The following is a 23,452-nucleotide window of genomic DNA, read 5'->3' on the forward strand; positions in this document are numbered from 1 at the left end:
CTCAGAAATTGAATCGCGCGCTGGCATACACCGACCGCGCGAAGCGCGGACCATAGACATAGTCGCTGTCGCGGCCGGCCCCGGTCTCCAGATCCTTCTGGCGCTGGTCGAGCAGGTTGCGCACGCCCAGCGCGAGATCCCAGTGGCGATCGCCCCGGCCCAGATGCCAGGTGGTGCCGGCATCGACGACCCAGAACGTGGGCGTGCGCGCCAGGCGGGCGCTGTTGTTGTTCAGCGCCCACATCGCACCGGTGTACTTCACACCCACGTAGGCATCGAGCAGCGAAGACGGCGACCAGGTGAGCTGCGCCTGTCCGCTCCAGCGCGGCGTCTTCAGATAGTCGCGGGTGGCGATCACGGTGTCGCCGCCGTCCTCACTGTCGTCGAACACGGTTTGCGCGGCGTCGAAACGCGAGCGGTACCAGGCGACGCCGGTGGTCAGCCGCACCGTGTCGCCCGCCTGCCAGCCGAGGTTGGTTTCAAATCCAGCCACCTGCGCGCCGCCGGCGTTCTCGCGCACCTGGTACAGCCCGACGGCATCCTCGCGGATCTCGCTGAGCACGAAGCTGTCGCGCAGTGCGGTCAGCGATGCCGTCGCATCCCAGGTCAGGCGCCCGTCGCCCGTCCGCCAGTCGAGCCCCAGCATGGCCGTGGTCGCACGCTCTTCGACAAGATCATCGGCATTGCGGATGCGGATCGGCTCGGCCCCCAGGGTGTCCACGTGCAGGTCTTCGCTGAACACCTCGGGCGCGCGGAAGCCGGTGGACACGCCGGCACGGAACTTCCATGCCTCGCTGGCCTGCCAGGCCAGTGCGAGGCGCGGTGAGACGATGGCATCGCGCAACGCCGAGTGCTTGTCCACGCGCGCGCCGAGTACGAGATCCACCGCCTCGCCGACCGTCCATTCGTCCTGCACGAACACGCCGAGATTGCTGAAGCGCTCGCGCGCGCCACGCAGCAGCGTGTCGCCAGCGGCATTGCGCCGATCGTCGCGGACCGATTCGCGCTTGTACTGCACGCCGAATGCCAGCGCATGCGCGCCCCTGCGCAGGTTGAACTGGCTGTCGAGGTAATGCAGCGGATTCTCGGTGTAGCCGTACTGGTCGAACGATGTCGCGGCTGCACTCCCGGGCACGCGCGGATCGAGTGCGTCCGGGTCGAACGCGGGATCGGCCGGGTCGGTCGCCACCTCGCCCAGGCCGCCGTAGAAGCTCGTGCGCCTGATGAAGGCGAACGAGTAGCCGAAGGTGACGTCGGCATCGTCGCCGAGCCGCTGGTCCCAGTGCACGCCGCCGCGGTGGTAGTCGGTGTCCAGCGACTCGGCGATGTTGGCCAGCCACTCGGGCTGATCGAAGCGGTTGCCGCCGCGACGCGTTTCGTGGGTGAACAGATAGTTGGCGCGCAGGGTCGCGGTGTCGTTGGGCGCGTACCAGCCCTGTGCACCGGCAACGCGCTGGTCCTTGTCGACGATCTCGCTGTAGCCGTCGCCGTTGAAGTCGATGGCGTCGCTCGTCGACCACTGCCCGACCACCGACAGCCCGCCGCGGCCATCATCCGATACCAGATCGCCGCGGCCGTCGACGCTCCACGCCGGCGCGCCGCGCTGCACCTCGGTACCCACCTGCACGAAGCCGCCATTGCGCACCGGCTGCTGCGGAATCAGATTGACCACGCCCGCGACAGCGCCCGGCCCGTACAGCGAGGAGCCACCGCCCTTGACCACCTCGACGCGGTCGATGAGTGCCGCCGGAATCTGTTCCAGTCCATACACGCTGCCGAGCGTGGACAGCAGCGGCGCACCGTCGAACAGCAACTGGTTGTAGGCGCCGCCCAGTCCGAGCAGCTGCACTTCGGAGGTATTGCAGTTCTGGCAGTTGCTTTCGACCCGCAGGCCCGTGATCAGCTCGGCGACACGCGAGAAGTCGGTCACCGCGCGCAGCGCGATGTCCTCGCCACGCAGCACTTCGGTGCGGATCGGCACATCCGCCAGCAGGCGTTCGCTGCGCGTCGCGGTGCTGACCACCTGGACGCGGTCCAGCTCCACCGCGTTGCGTTCGGCGGCGCCCGCACCGCCCACCGACAGGGCGAGCGACAACGCGGCACCCACGTGGGCGTGACGGCCGGAACGTGGACGGAACGGCGAGAAGCCGCTGCGCGGCAGGGGGGAGCAGCGTGTCGACATGACGGGCCTCGTTGTGGATACGCCCATATTATAGCAATTGCTATATTGTGTGCATTGCACTGCATAAATGAGTATGTGCTCAAATTTGGACCTGCCTTCCGCCGTAATTGGCGACAATGCACGCCATCGAACGCAATGCCGGAACACGGCGCCTCATGGTCAGAGCCCTCCCTCCCGGCAAACCGAAACCCGGCCAGCCCGCGCCCCTGCTGGAAGCCGACGTACAGGTCGAGAGCTTCCGTCAGGTGCGCGAGGCGCGCCGGGCCGAACTGGTGGAGGACTACGTCGAGCTGATCTCGGATCTCATCGCCGACGGCGGCGAGGCGCGCCAGGTCGACATCGCCGAGCGCCTCGGCGTCGCCCAGCCGACGGTCGCGCGCATGCTGCAGCGCCTGGTGCGCGATGGGCTGGTGCTGCAGAAGCCCTATCGCGGCGCGTTCCTGACCGACGCCGGCGAGAAGCTGGCCCGCGCCAGTCGCGCGCGGCATCAGACGGTCGAGGCCTTCCTCGTCGCACTCGGCGTGCCACCCGACATCGCGCGTCGCGATGCCGAGGGCATCGAACACCACGTCAGTCCGGAAACCCTGGCGGTGTTCGAGGCCTTCGTGCAGACGCGGGGCGCGTAGGCGGCAAATCGGAGCGGCGGCGGTCTTCCAGTGATCGGGCCGCCCTTGGAAAAGACCTCGCCGGGACGAGGACGCAGAGCGCGCGCCGCGCCTTTCTCGTCATCCCGGCGGCGTTCAACAGACACATGTCCGGTCAAGCCGGGATCCAGCGACTTGCGGGATCAGGACAGAAGTCGCTGGGCCCCGGCCTAAGCCGGGGCGACGGAGCGCGAATGCACGAGCCGCTGCGAACTGGCCCCAGCTTTTTGCGGGGCGACGGTGTCGCAGGCATCGGGAACGCATGTTTCCCGTCATCCCGGCGGCGTTCAACAGACACATGTCTGGTCAAGCCGGGATCCAGTGACTTGCGGGATCAGGACGGAAGTCCCTAGGAGCGTGGGCGGCAGAAATCGTCCGGGCTGCAAAGCCCGCTGCGCGAGGCCAGATTTTCGCCGGTTTGCAGGCCCGTAGCACCACTACGAGCCTGCAAACCGGCGAAAATCTGGCCTCGCGCAGCGAACTTTTCGCCTCGAACATTTCTGCCGCCCACGCTCCTAGGCCCCGGCCTACGCCGGGGCGACGGATTGATGCACGAACCGCTGCGAAGTTTGGCCAGGGCTTTCGCGGGACGACGGGCCAAGCCGACTCAGGCCACCGAAGCGCGATAGATCGATTCGATCGCCGTGTCGAGCGCGGTGTTGAAGTCGTCGTCGCTCTGCTGCGCGCTCAGGCCTTCGGTCAGCGCGCGGCTGAAGCTCGCGACCACGCCCGGGTTCTTCGCCAGGCGCGCGTTCGCGTCGTCGCGGCTGTAGCCGCCCGACAGCGCGACGACCTTCAGCACGCTCGGATGTTCGACCAGTTCCTGGAAGAAACCATCGACTTCCGGCAACGTGAGCTTGAGGATCACCGGCGTCGACGGGGCCACCTTGTCGAGGCGCTCGAGCAGGCCCTGCTTCAGCGTGATTTCGATGTCGCCCTTGTCGGCGGACTTGATGTCGACTTCCGGTTCGATGATCGGCACCAGGCCCGCATCGAGCACCTGCTGGCCGAGCTCGAACTGCTGGTCGAGCACCGCGGCGATGCCGGCGGCGTTGTTCTGCTTGATGACCGAGCGTTCCTTGGTGCCGAACACGCCCTTGGCCCTGGCCCGCGCGAGCAGTTCCGACAGGCCCGGGATCGGCTTGAGCAGCTGCACGCCGTCGGCTTCGTCTTCCAGGCCCTTGTCGATCTTCAGGAACGGCACGACACCCTTGGTGTTCCACAGGTACTCGGCCGCGCCCTGACCTTCGAACGCGTCGTCGAGCGTGCGCTCGAACAGGATCGCGCCGAACACGCGTTCACCGGTGAAGGCGGGGCTGGTGACGATGCGGGTGCGCATCGCGTGGACGAGGCCGAACATCTCCGCGTCGTCCGCGTACTCGGTTTCGTCGATGCCGTAGAGCTTGAGCGCCTTGGGCGTGCTGCCGCCGCTCTGGTCGAGGGCTGCGATGAAGCCCTGGCCCGACTTGATCCTGTCCAGTTGTTCCTGATTCACGGCCACGTGCTTGAGTCCTGTGCGATCGGTGGGAAACCCGGGCCCGCGATGATACCGCCCTGCCGCTGCGACCGCCTTGCGGACAGGCCCGTGCCGATACCGGGACGCAGCACCCGCACCGCCGAAACGCTGCCACCGCGCGGCCCTGCTAGTCTGCCGGGCCGCAGTCTCCCGTAGCGCCCGTGATCCGTTTCGAAGGCATCCACAAGTCGTATTCCGCCGCCGGGCGCGAAGCCGTCGCGTTGCATCCGCTCGATCTCACGATCGACGCCGGCGAGGTGTTCGGCATCGTCGGCCATTCCGGCGCAGGCAAATCGACGCTGCTGCGGCTGATCAACGGGCTGGAAACGCCGAGCGGCGGCGTGCTGACCGTCGACGGCCAGCGCCTCGACACGCTCGACGGCGATGGCCTGCGCACCCTGCGCAGGCGCGTGGGCATGATCTTCCAGCACTTCAATCTGCTGTCGGCCAAGACCGTCATCGACAACATCGCGTTTCCGCTGCGCCTGGCCGGCGTGTCGAAAGCGCAGGCGCGCACGCGTGCACAGGAACTGCTGGTGCGCGTGGGACTCGAAGCGCATCGCGACAAGTTCCCGGCGCAGCTCTCGGGCGGCCAGAAGCAGCGCGTCGGCGTGGCGCGCGCACTCGCGACCGAGCCGAAGATCCTGCTCTGCGACGAAGCCACCAGCGCGCTCGATCCGCAGACCACCGCCTCGGTACTGCAGCTGCTCGACGGCATCAACCGCGAACTCGGCCTGACCATCGTGCTCATCACCCACGAGATGGACGTCGTGCGCCGGGTCTGCGATCGCGTCGCGGTGCTCGATGCCGGACATCTGGTCGAGAGCGGCCCGGTGACCGACGTGTTCCTGCATCCGCAGCATCCGACCACGCGGCGCTTCGTCGCCGAATCCGAAGACGTCGACGAGGATGCGCAGCACGACGACATCGCGCATGTCGAAGGCCGTCTGCTGCGCCTGACCTTCACTGGCGATGCGACGTGGCAGCCGCTGCTCGGCCGCGTCGCGCGTGAGACCGGTATCGACTACACGATCCTGTCGGGCCGCATCGACCGCATCAAACGTCTGCCCTACGGCCAGTTGACGCTGGCGGTGACCGGCGACCGCTTCGACGCCGCCGCGCGAAGCTTCGCCGACGCCGGCGTGCACGTGCAGGAGCTGCCGCGATGAGCACACCGCTGCTGCCCAACGTCGATGCCGGCAAGTGGGTCGAGATCGGCCAGGCGACGGTCGATACGCTGTTGATGCTCGCCGGCTCGCTGCCGCTGACGTTGCTGATCGGCCTGCCGCTCGGCGTGCTGCTCTACCTCACCGGTCCGCGCCAGTTGCACGCGCGCCCGGTGCTGTATGGCGGGCTCTCGCTGGTGGTGAACCTGTTGCGCTCGGTGCCCTTCATCATCCTGATGATCGTGCTGATTCCGATCACGCTCAAAGCCATGGGCACCTCGCTCGGCGTGCGCGGCGCGATCCTGCCGCTGGTCGTCGGCGCCGCGCCGTTCTACGCGCGCCTGGTCGAGACTGCGTTGCGCGAGATCGATCGCGGTGTCGTCGAAGCCAGCCTCGCGATGGGCGCGACCACGCGCCAGCTGGTCACGCGCGTGCTGCTGCCCGAAGCGCTGCCAGGCCTGATCGCCGGCGCGACGGTGACGACGATCGCGCTGATCGGCTTCACCGCGATGGGCGGCGCGATCGGGTCCGGCGGTCTGGGTGATCTGGCATATCGCGACGGTTATCTACGCTCGCGCACGGATGTGGCCGTCGTCACCGTCGTCGCCCTGCTGGTGATGGTGCAGGTACTGCAGATGGTCGGCGACCGGCTGGTGGCGCGGTTCACGCGGCGCTAGGGCCTCAGTCGCCTGCCGTCCCCCATCACGTCATTCCGGCGAAAGCCGGAATCCAGTGTCTTCGGGCCTCCCAGCGAAACGCACAAGCCGCTGGATTCCGGCTTTCGCCGGAATGACGGGAACCTTGCGAACGTCACGCCCCAGCGTGAGCCGCCGCCACACCACACACTGATTTCCACCCCCGCACTCGATCCCCACGCGCAGACCCCGATACTGGCCGGCCCCTCGCTCGACCGGATCCGACATGGCCCTGCTGCCCCGACTCGCCACTGCCGCCCTCTTGCTGTCCGCCCTCGCCGGGTGCGGCGGTGCCGGGTCCGGCGCCGATGGCGAACGTCTGACGATCGCCGCGACCGCGGTGCCGCACGCCGAGATTCTCGAAGTGGTGAAGCCGCTCCTGGCCAAGGACGGCATCGATCTGCAGGTGCGCATCTTCAACGACTACGTGCAGCCCAACGACCAGGTCGTGCAGGGCCAGATCGACGTCAACTATTTCCAGACCGAGCCGTATCTCGACGCCTACAACCGCGACCGCGGCACCGATCTGACGACGCTCGTCGGCGTGCACATCGAGCCCTTTGGCGCGTACTCGCGTCGCTACACCTCGCTCGATGCCGTGCCCGAAGGCGCCGACGTGGTGATCCCGAACGACCCGAGCAACAACAGCCGTGCGCTGATCCTGCTGCACCACAGCGGCGTGATCACGCTGCGGGATCCGGATGACGCGCTGGCCACGCTGCGTGACATCACCGCGAACCCGAAGAACCTCAAGTTCCGCGAGCTCGACGCCGCGATGCTGCCGCGCGTGCTCGACCAGGTGGATCTCGCGCTGATCAACACCAACTACGCGCTCGATGCCGGCCTCGATCCCGGCAAGGACGCGCTGGCGATCGAAGGCAAGGATTCGCCGTACGTGAACTTCCTCGTCGGCCGCCCCGACAAGCGCGACGACCCGCGCGTGCAGAAGCTGATCGCCGCACTGACCAGCGAAGACGTGCGCAGCTTCATCCAGGGCAAGTACAAGGACGCGGTGATTCCGGCGTTCTGATCGACGCGCCGTTCGACGCGATGACGCCGACGGCTTGCGCCGTCGGCGTTTTGTTCTGCTTACTCGTCGCCCGCGGCTCCGAGCAGCGTGTCCTGCCAGAACGTCACGCCCGCCCAGAAGATGTAGTCGCGGTTCTCGCGCTTGTGGAAACCGTGACCTTCGTTGGTCGCGAGCACGTGCCAGGCGAGACCCCCGTTGGCGCGGACCGCTTCGACGATCTGCTCGGCCTCCGATGCGGGGACGCGTGGATCGTTGCCGCCCGTGGCGACGAGCAGCGGCACGCGGATCCGGTCGACGTTGCGCAGCGGCGAGATCTCGGCAAGCTTGGCGCGCTGGTCGGGCTCCCGCTCGTCGCCGTATTCCACCCGACGCAGGTCCTGGCGGTAGGGCTGCGTGTTCTCCAAGAACGTCACGAAATCGGAGATCGCCACCGCGCAGCTCGCCGCACGCAACCGGTCGCTGTAGTGGACCGCGGACGCGTAGCACATGTAGCCGCCGTAGGAGAATCCGTAGACCGCGAAGCGGTCCGCATCCAGCGTCGGATCCTGCGCCAGGGCATCGAGGAAGGCGCCGATGTCGCGCACCGAGTCCTCGCGCTTCCACGGGCCGTTGTCGAGATTGAGGAACCGCGTGCCGTATCCCGACGAGCCGCGCACGTTCGGCAGGAAGATCGCGATGCCGAGTTCGTTGACGAGGTAGTTGTCGGTGCCGAGAAACCCGGGGCGACTCTGCCCCTCGGGGCCGCCGTGGATGTCGACGATCAACGGCCGCCTGCCGGGGAACCGGTCCGGGTCGGGCCGGTAGAGGAAGCCCGACATCGACTCGCCGTCGAAGCTGTCGATCTCGACCAGCTCGGGCGCCCGGTTGTGCGACAGGTCCAGACCGCCGGCTTCGCTCGCCGTCCAGCGGCGCACTGCCAGCGTGTCCGGATCCACCGAGAACGCATCGCCCGGCACATCGGAAGCCGACAGGCTCAGGCCGATCTCGCCCCAGGGCGCGATCTGCAGTGGCTGGCCGAAGCTCCAGTGCAGCACACCGGCAGGCAGGTCCTCGACGGTGCGCACCGTGCCGTGCGCCGGGTCGAGCACACGCAATCGCGATACGCCCGCCTCGTTGATGGCGTAGGCGACGAAGCGTCCGTCCGGCGCGAGCGCGTAGTCGGTGACGTCCCAGCGTGTCTCGGGACTGCGTGGGGTGAATTCACCCGACCGGGGATCGAGCTGCCCCAGGCGGACGAAATCCGAATCCCGGTTCGACAGCACCCAGATGCCGCCATCACTGGCGTAATGCGCGTCGGCCCAGGACACCGCCTCGTCGGGGTCGGTGAGGTGCCGCAGACGGCCATCGGCGAGCGTGATCTCGGCGACCACGGCATGGTTGATCGAGCGGCGGTTGATCGCCAGCGCCGTGCGGCCATCGGGCGAGAAGTCGCTGATGTTCCAGCCGCCGCCACTGACCGTGGCCACGAGACGATCGGTCGACGGATCGCGCGGGTCGATCACGTACAGATCGGCGTCGGTGCCGTTGCGTCGGGTCGACGAATAGCCCAGCCAGCGCCCGTCATGGCTCCACGCACCGAACCAGTTGCGGCTTTTGCCGTCGGTGAGCAGGGTGAGGCGGCCCGCGTCGAGGCGGTAGAGCTGGTAGAACTCGTCGCCGCCGACGTCCTTCTGCACCACCAGCGCCGGACTGCCGGCCGGTGGGTACGTCGCGAAGGGCGTGGGCTCGTTCTCGAAGCTGATCTGGCGACGCGCGCCGTCGGGACGCGCCACCTGGAACAGCTGGTCGGTACTGCCGAAGCGGGTCTTGACCAGCATCGAGCGGTCGGCCGGGTTCCAGCCCAGGAAGCCGGCGCTGCGGAACTCCAGGTAGGGCCGGCTCTGCGCGGCGATGTCGTCGGAAATCTCGGGGACGCCATCGGCCACCACCGCTGCCGGGACTGCGACGGCCGCTTGCGCGGCCATCGCTGCCACCGACAGGGCAAGGCCGAAGAGCGCACGGGTCGTGGTCTTCATGTCTTGTCTCCGGGTGATCGATGCAGGGTCAGAACTTCAGCCGCAGGCCTGCGGTGTAGTAACGCCCCATGACGTCGTAGTACGGCGAGAACGTCGATGCGATCGGCGCCTGCTTGTTGGTGACGTTGTTGATCGCGCCGTACAGCTCGAACTGGCCACCCTCGCCGAAACGCGCACTCGCGCCGAGGTCGTAGTAGACGTAGCTGCCGATCGCGCCGTTGACGATCGCCTGGTTGCGGTCGTACTGGCCGGCGGAGATGTAGCGCGCACGCACGTTGGCCGAGAAGCGGTCGCTGCTGAAGGCCAGGCTGCTCACCGCACGCCACTTCGGCACGCCCAGTCCGAACGCGTAGCCCTGCGACTCGACGTACTCGATGCTGTTGATGCCGTCGTCGGTGGTCAGGCTGTTGATCCAGCTCGCCAGCGTGCGGGCCGACAGCGTGCCGCCGGTGCCGAACAGGGTGACCGGCCGCTTGTACGCCACTTCCAGATCGACGCCGTCGGTCTTGTACTCCGACAGATTGGTGAAGGTGGACACGATGCGGGTGATGTTGCCGCCCGCATCGCGCTCCACACGCGCGCACATCGCCGCGTTGCCTGCCGCGCACCGGTTGAGGATGTCCTGCAAGCCCACGGTGGTGATGACGTCCTGGATGCGGATGTCGAAGTAGTCCACCGACAGATCGAGTCCCTCGACAGACTGCGGCGACCAAGTGATGCCGGCGGTCAGCGTGTCGGCGGTTTCCGGCACGAGGTCCGGATTGCCGCCGCCGTTGCTGAGCGCATAGACGGTGTCGCGGGTCACCGGATCGAGCACGTAGCTCCAGCCGGTGGTGCTGGTGGTGAACAGTTCGCTCAGGTTGGCCGAGCGGATGTCGCGCGAACGTGCGACGCGGCCGCGGAAGCCGGGAAAGAACTCGTTGGTCGCACCGAGCTTCCAGGACCAGATCGCGCCGGTGGTGGAGTAGTCCGACACGCGCGCGGCGGCGTTGATGCCGAGATCGTTGAATACCGGACGGTCCTTGGCGATCGGCAGCAGCACCTCGCCGAACAGTTCCTTGACCGTGAAGCTGCCCTGCATCGGATTGAAGCTGAAGGAGCGGAACGCCTTCGCCGCGTCGAGCGCGCCGACGCGCTGGTCGATGGATTCGCGACGCGCCTCGACACCCACCGCGACCGATGCGGCACCGGCCGGCATCTGGAACGGTTCGCCGCGCAGGCTGGCGCCGAAGGTGTCGAGCCTGGTCGTCGAACGCTGGCTGGGCGTGCCGGTCACGTAATCGGCCGCCGCCTGCGAGGGCGCGCCTTCGCCGAACACGTTGATCGGCACACAGGCGACCGCCGGATTGGCCAGCGTCACCCGGCACACCGGATTGCCGGTCGCCGGATCGATCACCGAGTCGATCGCGTTGGCCCACTCGTCGCGCAGCACGAAGCCGGGCGTGTCGAAGTTCTGCTCGGCCTCGCCATGCGAGTAGTAGGCGCTCCAGCGCCAGCTGTCGCCGGCGTAGCCATCGAATGCCAGCGTGGCCTGGGTGGTCCTGCGCTCGAAATCGATCTGCGGATAGTTGATGTCGTTGTTGAAGCGGCCGAGCGTCAGCGTGGTCGCACCGGCAGCGAGCATCTCCGCGCGGACGGCATCAGGCAGGAAGGCGTTGTCCCGGCCGATGGCGAGGTTGCCGCGGTTGTGGTCGCCGAACCAGATGTAGTGGTTGAACATCCGCGAGTGGCGGACATCGGCGGTCATGCGCACCTCGTCGGTGAGGTCGTACCGCAGGCTCGCCATCGTGGAGTAGCGCTTCTGCGGCGCGCTCAGCGGGCTGAAGTTGTCGTTGGACGGGCCTTCGCCGCCGCTCATCAGCGCACCGACACGGGTGCCGAATGCGAAGTCACGCAGCGAGCCGTCCGGATTGAAGGCCTTGCCGTTGAGCGCGAACCCCGGCACTACGGCACCGTTGGCATCGCGGGCGCCGACGATCAGGCCACCGATCGCGGCGTCGGCGAATCCCACGTCCGGCATCAGTGTGGGCTGGCCGTTGATCGTCAGCGTCGACCAGCGTCCGGCGCGTGGCCGTGCAGTGCGCGGCACGATGCCGTCGTTGTCGAGGAACTCGCCACCGACCAGTAGGTGGCCGCGGTCATTGGCGAACCGGGTGCCCCACGCGCCTTCGAAACGACGCTCGTCGCCGTCGGAAAACGTGGAACGTCCCGCCTGCGCGCCGAGCTTCAGGCCCTCGAAATCGTGGTCGAGTGTGATGTTGACCACGCCGCCGACCGCGCCCGATCCCCAGGCCGCCGAAGCGCCGCCGGTGACCACGTCGACGTACTTCACCAGCACCGACGGAATGGTGTTGAGATCGTTGTCGCCCGACACGCGGCGGCCGTCGAGCAGCACCAGCGTGCGGCTGATGCCCAGGCCGCGCAGGTCGACCGGCGCGTTGCCGGCGCCCGTGTTCGAACCGGTGGTCTGCGGCGAACTGGTCGCGCGGAACTGCGGCAGGTCGTTGAGGGCGGCGCCGACGTTGGTGCGCATGTCCAGGTTCAGTTCTTCGGCGCTGATCGGCAGGATCGGCGTCGGTGACACGAAGTCGGGGCGGTCGATGCGCGAGCCCGACACCCGCACCACGTCGAGATTGGTCGCGCCGTCCGCCTGTACCGCGGCCTGCGGGGCAGCCGCCGCTGCAGGTTCGTTCGCAGGGGCGTCCGCGCGATAGACGAGGATCACGCCGTCCGCGTTCTGGCGGTGCTGCAGTCCGGTCCCGGCAAGCAGGAGGGCAAGTGCGTCGTCCAGTGCGTGCTGGCCGGACAGGGCCGGCGCGGTCAGGCCGCGTACCAGGTCGGGCGACACCATGATCTGGCGATCAGCGGCCAGTGCAAGCTGGTTCAATGCCGCGCCCAGCGGCTGGCTTTCGATGCTGTACGCCTGCGGCGCGCCCTGCGCCCATGCAGTGGTGGTGACCAGCATGCCGCCCCCCAGACCCAGCGCGATCGCCAGCGCCGGCACCAGTGGATGCCGCGAATAACGGCGCATGCCGCGTGTGTTCAATCCCCGTGCCATGAAAAAACCCCTTGAAGTCGTGATCGGATACCGGCCGTCCCTGACGCGGCGTGTGTCCCCCCCTATCCATGCAGACGCAACGCGTCACAAATCCCTCATCTTGCTGACGCATCTCCGGTGTCCTACGGTGGGGGTGAGCAAGCCGTCGCTCGCCCCCACACATTTCGATGACCCACCCTGCCTCCGGCAAGGCGCCCGAAGACGCCCTGCCGCACACGGACGTGCGGACCACCCAACGACTCGCGCAGCGTTACCGGCCTGTGCTGCTGCGCTATTTCTCCCGCCATCTGACCTCCCGGGAAGATGCGGAAGATCTCACCCAGGACGCGCTCACGCGGCTGTCCCAGCAACCTGCGCAACGCCTGGCAGGTCTGGTCAATGCCGAGGCGTTCCTGCTGCGCATCGCGTCGAACCTGCTGCGCGACCGCTTCCGCCGGGACCGCAGCCATCATGTCGCCTACCACGTGCCCATCGAGGGCGCGATTCTGGGCTGGCGGGGTGAGGAACCTTCCAGCGAGCGCGTCTACGAAGACAGGGCGCGATTGCAGGCATTCCTGCAGGCGCTCGACGAATTGTCACCCCGGTGTCGAAGCGTGTTTCTGCTGCAGCGATATGATGGACTGACCTACAGCGCCATCGCCAAGCGACTCGGGATCAGTACAAGCGCGGTGGAGAAACACATGATGCGGGCCCTGATGCACCTGGACGCGACACTGGGCGAGGCATGACTGCAAAGCTCGAACTGATCGAGGGCGGCGATCCCGTGCGACGCCAGGCGGCCGCGTGGTTCGCCCGTCAACGCGCGGACGACGTCACCATCGAGGAGACGCATGCCTGGCAACAGTGGCTGGCGGCAGACGCGCGACATCGCGCGGCCTATGCCCGGCTGGAACGCCTGTGGTCGGGTCTGGGCGCACACGCGGCGCAACCGGAAATCGCCGCCCGGCTTGCCGCGGTCGCGGCGGTGCAGACGCCGGTCACGGCAGCCCCCGGACCCGCAGCCCCGCGCGCCCGTGGCGGCCGCTGGGCCGTGCGGCTCGGTATGGCCGCAATGCTGGCAGTCGCGATCTTCGGCGCATGGTGGACACCGGCACCGCCGATGCTGCAGGACACGCTCTACGCCACGGCAGTCGGCGCGCATCGGGAGATCGTGCTCGACGATGGCAGCCGCATCACGCTCGATACCGACACCCGTCTGCGGGTCGCGTACCACGACACCGAGCGCAGCCTGTTCCTCGAGCGTGGCCGGGCGTTCTTCCAGGTGGCGCACGAACGGCGGCCGATGTATGTCCGGACCGCACACGGCAGCGTCCGCGTGGTCGGCACCACATTCGAACTGGACCAGCGTGCGGATGCACTCGATGTCACGCTCATCGAAGGCCGGGTGAATCTGCTGCCGGTGTCCGGCCACGATACGGATGCGCCGGCGGTCCCGATGGTGGCCGGTCATCGCGCACGACTGGCACCGGGGCACGCACCGCGCGTCGTTGCCATGCGGGATACAGCGCCGCCGACATGGTTGTCGGGACGTCTTGTATTCGAGGACACGGCGCTCGCCGACGCGGTCGCGGAGTTCAACCGTTACAGCCACGCGCGCCTGGTGGTCGACGACGCCGCGTTGAACGGCATCCGCCTGACCGGCGTGTTCCGCAGCGATGCGCCCCATGCGTTCGTCGGCGCGCTGGCAAAGCTGCATCCCATCCGGATCGATGTCTCCACACCCGGCGTGATGCGGCTCGATGCCGGGCATCCGTCAGGGTCGACGGCGCGCCGCTAGCAACGGACGATGCGGCACGCGCCAGCGGAGCGCCAGCGCATGCCGCATCGCTTGTGTCACGCGGCCCGGGTCACCGGTGTGTGCGCTCGCATCCGGCGTGCGGCTTCGACCAGCGCCTGCAACGCGGCGCGTGTCTCCGGCCAGCCACGTGTCTTGAGGCCACAGTCCGGATTGACCCACAGCTGCGCAGGCGGAATCCGGTCGGCCGCGCGCTCCAAGAGACGCGTCATCTCGTCGACGTCGGGCACGCGCGGCGAGTGGATGTCGTAGACGCCGGGGCCGATGCCGTTGGGATAGCGGAAGCGCACGAAGGCATCCAGCAGTTCCATGCGTGAGCGCGAGGTCTCGATCGAGATCACGTCGGCGTCCATCGCGGCGACGGCTTCGATGATGTCGTTGAACTCCGAGTAGCACATGTGGGTGTGGATCTGGGTCGTGTCGGCCACGCCCGATGCGCTGATGCGGAAGCTCTCGACCGCCCAGTCCAGATATGCCGCCCAGTCGGCGCGACGCAGCGGAAGACCTTCGCGCAACGCAGGTTCGTCGATCTGGATCACGCCGATGCCGGCCGCTTCGAGATCGATCACTTCGTCGCGCAGCGCGAGCGCGATCTGCCGGCAGGTGGCGGCGCGTGGCTGGTCGTCGCGTACGAACGACCACTGCAGGATCGTCACCGGCCCGGTCAGCATGCCCTTCATCGGACGATCGGTCAGCGACTGCGCATACGTCGACCAGCGCACCGTCATCGGCGCCGGCCGCGCGACATCGCCCCAGATCAGCGGCGGCTTCACGCAGCGCGAGCCGTAGCTCTGCACCCAGCCGAGCTTGGTGAAGGCGAAGCCGTCGAGCTGCTCGCCGAAGTACTCGACCATGTCGTTGCGCTCGAACTCGCCGTGCACCAGGACGTCGAGACCCAATGCTTCCTGTTCGCGCACGCAACTCGCGGTCTCGGCGGCGATGAAGGCGTCGTAGTCGGCATCGCTGAGCGTGCCGGACTTGTGCGCCGCGCGTGCTTCGCGGACTTCGAGCGTCTGCGGGAACGAGCCGATCGTCGTCGTCGGAAACGCAGGCAGCGGACGCAGGGCATCCTGGGCCACGCGACGCGTGCCGAAGGCCGACAGACGCTGCGCATCAACGGGACGGATCGCCTGCAGGCGTGCGGCGACGTCGGCGCGATGCACACGCGCCGACTGGCGACGCGCATCGATCGCGGCGCGCGCCTCGGCCAGGCTGGGCTCTGCCGCATCGGCATCGGTCAGCGCATCGGCGATCAGGCGCAGTTCGTCGAGCTTCTGCGTCGCGAACGCGAGCCAGCCGCGCAGCTCGGGATCGAGCGCCTTCTCCTGCTTCAGATCCACCGGCACGTGCAGCAGCGAACACGAGGGCGCGAGTTGCACCGCATCGGCGCCGCGCGCTTCGACGGCATAGCGTGCGAGCACCAGCGCGTCGTCCAGCCGTGTGCGCCAGATGTTGCGGCCATCGACCAGCCCCAGTGACAGCGTGCGACCGGCCGGCAGTGCGTGCAGCACGGCGTCGAGCTGTTCGCGTCCGCGCACCAGATCTACATGCAGGCCGTCGACCGGGAGCGATGCGGCGAGTTCGAGGTTGTCGTCGAGTGCGCCGAAGTAGGTCGCCAGCAGCAGTTTCGGACGCACGATGTCGGCGAGTGCGGCGTAGGCGCGACGGTAGGCCGCGCGCATGGTGTCATCGAGATCGAGCACCAGGGCCGGCTCGTCGATCTGCACCCAGCCAGCGCCGGCGTCGTGCAGCTTGCGCAGCAGTGCCGCGTACACCGGCAGCAGCCGCTCGAGCAGTGCGAAGCGGTCGCTGCCGTCGGTGGTCTTCGACAGCCACAGCAGCGTGACCGGACCGATCAGTACCGGGCGCGTCTCGATGCCGGCGTCTTGGGCTTCCAGGTACTCGCGCACCGGCTTGTCGTCGCGCAGTGCGAAGGCCTGGTCGGCGTGCAGCTCGGGGACGATGTAGTGGTAGTTGGTGTCGAACCACTTGGTCATCTCGAGCGCGTGCAGATCGATGCCATCGCGTTGATGCCCGCGTGCGAGCGCGAAGTAGCCGGCCAGTGGATCGGCATCGGCCAGCGCGCGATAGCGCCCGGGAATGGCATCGACGCAGAACGCGGCGTCGAGCACCTGGTCGTAGAGCGAGAAGTCGTTGCTGGGCGGCAGGTCGACGCCCGCCTCGCGTTGCAGGGTCCAGTGCCGCAGCCGCAGTTCGCGGGCGGTGGCCTGTAGCGTGGCAGCATCACCGCCGCGCCAGTGCGCCTCGACTGCACGCTTGAGTTCGCGGCGTGCGCCGATGCGGGGAAAACCGAGATTGCCGATCTGTGTCACGTGTAGTGCTCCTCAATGCGATGGATGCTTGAGGAACGAAGGACCGCGCGCCGCTGCGCATGCGCGCCACGGACCGTGCAGGCGACCTTCGCCCCCTCGGGCGAACCGGGCCTGCGCGCGGACATGCGGAGCCGACCACGCAGGATGCGCGGCATGGCACCGGTCACCTCCCCGCGGAGGTCCAGGTCGAACGTCCGCGCGGTCATGCGCGGACGGCCAGGGCAGGTCTTCGGGCTCATGGACGGGCCACAGGCGTGGCGGGCCTACTGTCCGTCGCTTCCCGACCCGTGACGGCGCCAGTGCGATGACGGAGTTCGTTTCCAATTACCGCTGCGGGGCAGCGCCGGAATTGCCGCGACGAGCGCGACGCACCGGCTTCCCTTTTAATCCATCGCCATATCTTGATACAGAGATGGAACCAAGGCGGCGCCGACGTTACGCCGGTCGCGCGCGGGCGTCAATCGGAGGGCCGCAGGGCGCTACGCCGGCACGCCGGCCGCGCGTGGCCGGCGCTCACGGTCCGGCGGCGACCAGGCTGTCCAGCAGCGGGCCCGTCTTCCATTCGAGTGGGCCATCGCTGGCGGCCGAGATCCGCGCGGCCTGCGCACTGTCGACGCCGAGTCCACGCAGAACGACCCCGACCGCGCTGGCGGCGGCCTCGTGTGCGACGCCCTCGGCGATCGCGTGCATGCAGCCCATCGCAATGCCGCCCACGAGCGCCATCGCGACATGCAGCGGCATGTCGACGAAGCGGCCCTCGGCGATGCCCTGGGTGATCGCGCTGCCGATCTTCTCCGGGAACAGTCCGCCGAAATCGTCCACCGGCCAGCCCGACCGGACCAGGAAGCGGGCCAGCAAGGGATGCCGACGGGCCATCGAGAACACACCGGTCAGGCCGGTCGCGAGGCGCGCGGCGGGATCCGGGATCCGGTCCATCTCGTCCTCCAGCGCCAGGATCATCTCCTGCGCAACCGCCACGCCGATGGCGCTTGCCAGCTCGGGCACCCCACCGAAGTACTTGTAGAAGCTGCCCCGGGCCACGTTGGCCTGGCGGATCACATCGTCGATGGTCGTCGCGGCCACGCCCTTGCGTGACATCACTTCGAGGCCCGCACGCAGCAGCGTGGCGCGCATCCGGGCACGCCGCTGGGCTGCGACACCGGTCCGATGATCTTTCATAAAAACACCTTTGTCATGATGACAGTTATGTCACTATTACACCCGGTCCGCCGATCGGGCGCCGTGGCGCCTGCACGCCACGCCACTGGATACACAGCACGGACCGTCCGCAATCACGCTCGAGAGCAGCCCCCCAAGGAGTAGTCACGTCATGAACAGCAATGGCACGAGTGTGCGGGTCCCGCGCACATTTTTCATCGATGGCGCGTGGGTTGCGCCCCTGTCCGATCGCCGGATCCGGATCATCTCGCCGGTCACCGAACAGCCGCTCATGGACTATCCCGAAGCCTCGCCGGCCGATATCGACGCCGCCGTGGCGGCTGCGCGCGAGGCTTTCGACTCGGGGCCCTGGCCCCACACCACGCCCAGCGAACGCGCCGCGGTGCTGCGCCGGACCGCGCTGGAGATCGAGCGCCGGGCCGAGGAGATCGCCCAGGACTGGACCATGCAGATCGGCGCCCCGATCGCGATCGGGCGGCTGCTGGTGCCCGACAACGCGAAGATCTTCCACTACTACGCCGATCTGCTCGAGAGCGACGGCTTCGGCTTCGTCGACGAGCGCACGCGGCTCGACGGCGGCCGCACCCTGGTCTGCCGCGAACCGGTCGGCGTCTGCGCCACGGTCACGCCGTGGAACGCAGCCATGGTGCTGATGAGCTACAAGATCGCCGCCGGTCTGGCCGCCGGCTGTACCTTCGTCTCCAAGCCGTCACCGGAAACGCCGCTGGAAGGCTATGTGCTGGCCGAATGCCTCGAGGCCGCGGGCCTGCCGAACGGCGTGTTCAACCTGGTGCCCGCGGGCGCGGAGGTCGGCGAGTACCTCGTGCGTCACCCGGGCATCGACAAGGTCGCCTTCACCGGCTCCACCGCGGCGGGCAAGCGCATCGCCTCGATCTGCGCCGAGCGCCTGGCCCGCGTGACCCTGGAACTGGGCGGCAAGTCGGCGGCCGTGCTGCTCGACGACGCCGATTTCGACAAGGCGCTGCCCAGCATCGCGATGTACTCGATGCCCAGCTCCGGCCAGGTCTGCTTCGCGCTGACGCGCATCCTGGTACCGAAGGCCCGTGCGCAGGAATTCACCGGACTGCTCGTCCGCGCGCTGTCGATGTTCACCGTCGGCGATCCGGCCGATCCGCAGGTGTTCATGGGGCCGCTGTCGAAGGCAAGCCAGTACGAGCGCGTGCTGCAGTACATCGAGACCGGCAAGGCCGAAGGCGCGACGCTCGTGCTCGGCGGCGGCCGGCCGGCGCATCTCCACACCGGCTACTACATCGCGCCGACGGTGTTCACCGACGTCACCCCGGACATGACCATCGCCCAGGAAGAGATATTCGGGCCGGTGGTGGCGATCCTGGCGTATGAGGACGAAGCCGATGCGGTACGCATCGCCAACGACAGCGCCTACGGCCTGAGCGGTTCGGTGTTCTCCTCCGATCCCGAGCGTGCTCTGCGCGTTGCCCGCCGCATCCGCACCGGCAACCTGACGATCAATGGCAGCGTCGTCGACCCGACCATGCCGATCGGCGGCTTCAAGGCTTCGGGCTGGGGGCGCGAAGGGGGCCGAGAGGGCCTCCACAGCTATCTGGAAGTGAAGACGATCAGCATCGTCTGAGTGGCAGCTCTGCGACGAAAGGTCGCAGTAGAGCGGCCGGGCGCGCCGCATCGCAGCGGATAGACTGCGGCGATGATTGCGGGGGGCTCAGTCCGGAAGGCATTTGCATGGCTGTCGCTGACGGCCGTGCTGCTGCTCGCGTTGCTGCCGTCGATCGGACGCATCGCGCATGCGCACGACGGCGCGCCGCGCATGATCCTGATGGAGATGTGCACGATGGGCAGCGACAAGCTCGTCAGCATCGTCGATCCCCACAGCCTGCTCGACGATGCGCCGCGCCCGGCGCCGTCGGCGCATGTCGACATGCAGGAATGCGGCTACTGCCCGCTGCTCGCCGCCGCGCTGCTCGCCGTGTTGTGGTTCGCGATCGCGCGCCTGCTGCATGTGCCGCAGCGCGCACGCGTCGTGCATGCGTTCCGGCGGGTCGAACGCCATCCCTGCGGACTCGGCTCACGCGGCCCGCCACTCGCGGCCTGAGCTGAGCTGCGGCGACCGCTCCGGTCGCCATTTTTCCTGCGATGACCGCGCGTGCGTGGTCTCGCCCGTGCGCGCGTGTCCATGCCGCGCCGCACCCGCACTGGATGCCCACATGTTCCGTTCCGCAACTGACCGGCCTGCGCCGGCCGACACCCTGTTTCGTACAACGCCTGCGGTCTCCCTGCTCGCCAGCCTGATCGCCTCCGCAGTGGTGGCGCCGGCATCCGCCCAGTCGTCGACAGACGCCACACGGCAGGCGACAACGCTCGACACCCTGCAGGTGCAGGGCCAGCGCCTGCGCACGCTCGACACGCCGCAGGAAACCGGCAGCCGGCTCGGGCTGTCGCAACGTGAAACACCTGCATCGCTGCAGGTGATCGGCCGCGAGGAGATCGCCCGCAAGGGCGCGCGCACCACCCGCGAAGTCTTTGAGCTGGCCGATGGCGCGATGGTCGGCAACGTCCCCGGCAATCCTGCGGTGGTGACGCTGCGCGGCTTCAGCGGCAACACCATCTCGGTACTGCACGACGGCGTGCGCATCGGCGCCTCGACCTTCGTCACCCGCGATGTCGACACCTGGGGACTGGAGCGCGTCGAAGTGCTGCGCGGACCGGCCTCGGTGCTCTACGGCGAGGGCACGATGGGCGGCGCGATCAATCTGGTCTCGCGTCGGCCGACCACGGAATCACAGGTGATCGACGCCATGCTCGGGTTCGGCAGCTTCAATACCCGCCGCGCGGGGTTCGGCATCAACCAGCCGCTGTCGGACACGCTGGCGCTGCGACTCGATGCCAGTGGTCTGCGGTCCGACAGCCTCTACGACATCGAACACAACCGGGTCGAGATGTCGACGCTGTCGACCAGCATGGCGTGGTCGCCGCACGACGCACTGTCGATGCTGCTGTCCTGGCAACACGCCGAGGACGACAGCACCGGCACCTACCAGGGCTCGCCGATGGTGGCAATCGAGGACGCCATCACACCGTCGCGTGTGGTGCGCAGTGCGAACGGACTGGTGATCGACGCGGCCACGCGCCACGTCAACTACAACCCGATCGGCGCGCACACCGGTGCACGCAGCGATCTGCTGCGCTGGAACGTGGCATTGGACCTGACGCACAACTGGAAGCTCCGCAACGATCTGGCCTGGTACCGGGCGGATCGCGACTTCGTCTATTCCGACGACTGGCTCTACAACCGCGGCACCGGCCAGTACGCGCGTGGCGCGCAACGTGTGTTCCACGATCACCGGTTCTGGAACGAGCGTCTGGCGCTGTCCTATGACGGACCGCTCAAAGGCCGCCGCAACCGGTTCACCGCGGGCGTCGAACTCAACGGCACCGATTTCGTCAATCCGCGTCAGAGCGGCAGTACCACGCCGGTCACGCCGGTCGATCCGGATGTGGGCGTGTTCCCGGATGCGGATTCGCCGGTCTACACCAGTGACCAGCTGTTCCGCACCGATCTGCGTACGCGCGCGGTGTTCGTCGAGAACGCGTTCAATTTCACGCCGCGCTGGCTGCTGGTCGGCGGCCTGCGCTACGAGCGGATCGATCTGGAGCGCAGCATCGATAACCGCATCACCGGTGCGACGACCATCTTCTCGCCGCGTTACTCGCCGCTGTCGTGGCGCGTGGGCAGCGTGCTCGATCTGCGCGACCACGTGCAGCTCTACGGCCAGTTCTCCACCGCGGCCAGTCCGGTGTCGAGCCTGCTCACGATCCAGACCGCATCGGGCATCTTCGATCTCACCGACGCGAAGTCCGCCGAGATCGGCATCAAGGCCGATGCCTGGAACGAACGCCTGTCGCTGACCGCCGCCGCGTACCGGATCGAACGCGACGACATCCTGACCCGCGACCCGGCGAATCCGTCGATCAGCGTGCAGGGCGGACGCCAGTTCTCGCAGGGACTCGAACTGTCGGCGGATCTGCAGGCCACGCGCGGCCTGCGCCTGGAAACATCGACCACATGGGGACGCGCGCGCTTCGACGAGCTGATCGAAGCCGGCGGTGTGGATCGCCGTGGCAACCGTCCAGGCAACGTGCCCAACGGCACCGCGATGCTCGTCGGCACCTACCGGTTCGCAGGCGTGCCGGTGTCGATCGGCGCCAGCGGCCATCACGCCGGCGGCTTCTACACCGACAACGCGAACACGATCCATGTCCGCGGCCGCACCACGTTCGATGCCTGGGCGAGCTACGACTGGAGCCGCGCCTCATTGGCGCTGCGCGTGCGCAACCTCGGCGACGCGCTCTACGGCGAGTATTCCGGCTATCCGGCCACCCACGTCTATCTCGGCGCGCCGCGCAGCGTCGAGATGACCCTGCGCACGCGGTTCTGACGATGGCCCGTCTTCCGAAGTCTGCAGATGCCGGTGATCGCTACCGGATGTTCTGGCGCTGGCATCTGTACGCCGGCCTGTTCGTCGCACCATTTCTGGTCATCCTCGCGGTGACCGGCGCCGTGTATCTGTTCAATGACGAACTCGACGACGCGCTCTATCCGCAACTCCGCTTCGCACCAGCGCCGTGGTCGGAGCGTGTTGCGCTCGCGGCGATGATCGACACCGCCGAAGCCGGCGTCGACGACGCGACCGCGACGCGCATCGATGTGCCGAGCGATCGCACGCGCAGCGCGCGCGTGCATCTGGCGACGGTCGAGGGCGACACGCGCGTCGCCTTCGTCGATCCCGGCAGCGGCACGCTGCTGGGCACACTGGTCCCGGCGCGCACGCTGGTCGGCATCGCGGACCGGCTGCACGGTTCGTTGATGCTCGGCAGCTTCGGCCGCTACATGATGGAACTCGCCGCGTGCTGGGCCGTGCTGCTGATCGTGTCTGGTCTGTATCTCGGTTGGCCAAGCGACGGCCGCCGCGCATGGCGTGCGTTGCTGCCGGACCTGCGGGCGCGCGGACGCGCGTTCTGGACGTCGCTGCACACCGCGGTCGGTCTGTGGGTCGCGCTGCTGGTCCTGTTCCTGATCTTCACAGGTCTGCCGTGGGCGGCGTTCTGGGGCGGCTGGATCCGAGGCGGAGCGGAACTGATCGGCGAAGGCTATCCGCCGGTGTATCGACGCTACGCCGCGGTCGATGCGCCGACGGTCGGCAGCGACTTCAACGACGTGCCCTGGACGCTGCAGCAGGCGCCACTGCCATCGGTCTCGCCGGACACGCATCACGGCCATCACGCACCACCCGCCGCGCAGTCGGGCACGCCGCGCGCATGGACACCGGACGGACTGGAGCGCGCCATCGCCCACGTGCGGAGCGCAGGCACGCAGGACGATCTGCGCGTGTTCCTGCCCGCCGACGCGCGCGGTGCGTTGATGGCCTACACCTACCCGGATCGTCCGCAGGGACAGATCACCTGGCACTTCGATCGCGACGGCGCGCTGCTGGTCAGTGCCGGTTTCGCCGACTACGGCCGCATGGCGCAGACGATCGAGCTGGGCGTGCAGCTGCACATGGGCAACTACTTCGGTCGCGCGAACCAGCTCGTGATGCTGGCCGCGTGCATCGGTGTCGTCGGCCTGGCGGTCAGCGGCCTGGTGATGTGGTGGCGCCGGAGACCCGCCGGACGTCTCGGCGCGCCACGGACCGCGCGCCCCACGCCGACACGCGTGCTGCTCGGCTTGATCGTCGCGACCGCATTGCTGTTGCCGTTGCTCGCGGCTTCGATGGTTGTCGTGTTCGTAATCGACCGCTGGCTGCGGCCGCGCATTCCGGCGCTGCGCTGGCTCGACTGAAGT

17 protein-coding genes and 1 riboswitch are annotated in these 23,452 nt (G+C 68.1%); of the genes, 10 read left to right on the forward strand and 7 right to left on the reverse strand.

The window, feature by feature from the left end; genetic code table 11:
- Position 1: 1 nt before the first annotated feature.
- Positions 2–2,182, reverse strand: a complete 2,181-nt coding sequence (locus LU699_RS07535; protein WP_232136295.1) for a TonB-dependent receptor plug domain-containing protein — start codon at positions 2,180–2,182, stop codon at positions 2–4.
- Positions 2,183–2,337: 155 nt separating this feature from the next.
- Between LU699_RS07535 and mntR the strand changes: the two genes are divergently transcribed.
- On the forward strand, positions 2,338–2,808 hold the full coding sequence (mntR, locus tag LU699_RS07540) for a manganese-binding transcriptional regulator MntR (RefSeq protein WP_232136296.1): 471 nt from the start codon (positions 2,338–2,340) through the stop codon (positions 2,806–2,808).
- Between the two features lie 625 nt (positions 2,809–3,433).
- On the opposite strand, the gene LU699_RS07545 is transcribed toward mntR, so the two are convergent.
- Complete coding sequence (locus LU699_RS07545) at positions 3,434–4,327, reverse strand: fructose bisphosphate aldolase (protein ID WP_269781354.1); 894 nt, start codon at positions 4,325–4,327, stop codon at positions 3,434–3,436.
- 176 nt (positions 4,328–4,503) lie between these two features.
- On the opposite strand from LU699_RS07545, the gene LU699_RS07550 reads away from it, so the two are divergent.
- The 3 genes from LU699_RS07550 to LU699_RS07560 all read left to right on the forward strand — a co-directional run bounded on the left by LU699_RS07550 (position 4,504) and on the right by LU699_RS07560 (position 7,233).
- Positions 4,504–5,511, forward strand: a complete 1,008-nt coding sequence (locus LU699_RS07550) for a methionine ABC transporter ATP-binding protein (protein WP_232136298.1) — start codon at positions 4,504–4,506, stop codon at positions 5,509–5,511.
- Positions 5,508–6,185, forward strand: a complete 678-nt coding sequence (locus tag LU699_RS07555) for a methionine ABC transporter permease (protein WP_232136300.1) — start codon at positions 5,508–5,510, stop codon at positions 6,183–6,185. The genes LU699_RS07550 and LU699_RS07555 overlap by 4 nt, the downstream gene beginning before the upstream one ends.
- A 244-nt stretch (positions 6,186–6,429) precedes the next feature.
- Complete coding sequence (locus LU699_RS07560; RefSeq protein WP_232136302.1) at positions 6,430–7,233, forward strand: MetQ/NlpA family ABC transporter substrate-binding protein; 804 nt, start codon at positions 6,430–6,432, stop codon at positions 7,231–7,233.
- A gap of 59 nt (positions 7,234–7,292) precedes the next feature.
- On the opposite strand, the gene LU699_RS07565 is transcribed toward LU699_RS07560, so the two are convergent.
- Positions 7,293–9,248 carry a prolyl oligopeptidase family serine peptidase gene (locus LU699_RS07565; RefSeq protein ID WP_232136303.1) on the reverse strand — a complete coding sequence of 652 codons (1,956 nt, stop codon included), beginning with the start codon at positions 9,246–9,248 and terminating at the stop codon, positions 7,293–7,295.
- A 28-nt stretch (positions 9,249–9,276) separates the two neighbouring features.
- Positions 9,277–12,279 carry a TonB-dependent receptor domain-containing protein gene (locus LU699_RS07570; RefSeq protein ID WP_232136304.1) on the reverse strand — a complete coding sequence of 1,001 codons (3,003 nt, stop codon included), beginning with the start codon at positions 12,277–12,279 and terminating at the stop codon, positions 9,277–9,279.
- A 194-nt stretch (positions 12,280–12,473) separates the two neighbouring features.
- Here LU699_RS07570 and LU699_RS07575 point away from each other — a divergent pair, with 194 nt between their 5' ends.
- Both LU699_RS07575 and LU699_RS07580 read left to right on the forward strand, forming a co-directional pair.
- Complete coding sequence (locus LU699_RS07575) at positions 12,474–13,034, forward strand: RNA polymerase sigma factor (RefSeq protein WP_232580540.1); 561 nt, start codon at positions 12,474–12,476, stop codon at positions 13,032–13,034.
- Positions 13,031–14,083, forward strand: a complete 1,053-nt coding sequence (locus LU699_RS07580) for a FecR family protein (protein ID WP_232136306.1) — start codon at positions 13,031–13,033, stop codon at positions 14,081–14,083. Before LU699_RS07575 ends, LU699_RS07580 begins: the two co-directional genes overlap by 4 nt.
- Positions 14,084–14,139: 56 nt before the next feature.
- Here the strand turns inward: LU699_RS07580 and metE are convergent, their stop codons facing one another.
- The 3 genes from metE to LU699_RS07595 all read right to left on the reverse strand — a co-directional run bounded on the left by metE (position 14,140) and on the right by LU699_RS07595 (position 17,568).
- The gene (gene metE / locus LU699_RS07585; RefSeq protein ID WP_232136307.1) at positions 14,140–16,434 is read right to left on the reverse strand and encodes a 5-methyltetrahydropteroyltriglutamate--homocysteine S-methyltransferase; all 2,295 of its coding nucleotides are present in this window, start codon (positions 16,432–16,434) and stop codon (positions 14,140–14,142) included.
- The gene (locus LU699_RS07590; RefSeq protein WP_232136308.1) at positions 16,431–16,673 is read right to left on the reverse strand and encodes a hypothetical protein; all 243 of its coding nucleotides are present in this window, start codon (positions 16,671–16,673) and stop codon (positions 16,431–16,433) included. The genes metE and LU699_RS07590 overlap by 4 nt, the downstream gene beginning before the upstream one ends.
- Positions 16,638–16,872: riboswitch (cobalamin riboswitch) on the reverse strand. (Overlaps the previous gene by 36 nt.)
- 75 nt (positions 16,873–16,947) lie before the next feature.
- Positions 16,948–17,568, reverse strand: coding sequence for a TetR/AcrR family transcriptional regulator (locus tag LU699_RS07595; protein ID WP_232136309.1), 621 nt, complete (start codon positions 17,566–17,568; stop codon positions 16,948–16,950).
- A 196-nt stretch (positions 17,569–17,764) separates the two neighbouring features.
- Between LU699_RS07595 and LU699_RS07600 the strand changes: the two genes are divergently transcribed.
- The 4 genes from LU699_RS07600 to LU699_RS07615 all read left to right on the forward strand — a co-directional run bounded on the left by LU699_RS07600 (position 17,765) and on the right by LU699_RS07615 (position 23,449).
- Positions 17,765–19,225 (forward strand): aldehyde dehydrogenase, encoded by a 1,461-nt coding sequence (locus LU699_RS07600; RefSeq protein WP_232136310.1) that lies wholly within the window; start codon positions 17,765–17,767, stop codon positions 19,223–19,225.
- A 72-nt stretch (positions 19,226–19,297) separates the two neighbouring features.
- Positions 19,298–19,702 carry a DUF2946 family protein gene (locus tag LU699_RS07605; RefSeq protein ID WP_232136312.1) on the forward strand — a complete coding sequence of 135 codons (405 nt, stop codon included), beginning with the start codon at positions 19,298–19,300 and terminating at the stop codon, positions 19,700–19,702.
- Between the two features lie 112 nt (positions 19,703–19,814).
- Positions 19,815–22,046: a TonB-dependent receptor gene (locus LU699_RS07610; protein ID WP_232136313.1), complete on the forward strand. Its 2,232-nt coding sequence runs from the start codon at positions 19,815–19,817 to the stop codon at positions 22,044–22,046.
- Positions 22,047–22,048: 2 nt separating this feature from the next.
- Positions 22,049–23,449 carry a PepSY-associated TM helix domain-containing protein gene (locus LU699_RS07615; RefSeq protein ID WP_232148510.1) on the forward strand — a complete coding sequence of 467 codons (1,401 nt, stop codon included), beginning with the start codon at positions 22,049–22,051 and terminating at the stop codon, positions 23,447–23,449.
- Positions 23,450–23,452: the final 3 nt, after the last annotated feature.

Origin of the sequence: Luteimonas fraxinea, assembly GCF_021233355.1 — a bacterium.
GTDB lineage: Bacteria > Pseudomonadota > Gammaproteobacteria > Xanthomonadales > Xanthomonadaceae > Luteimonas > Luteimonas fraxinea.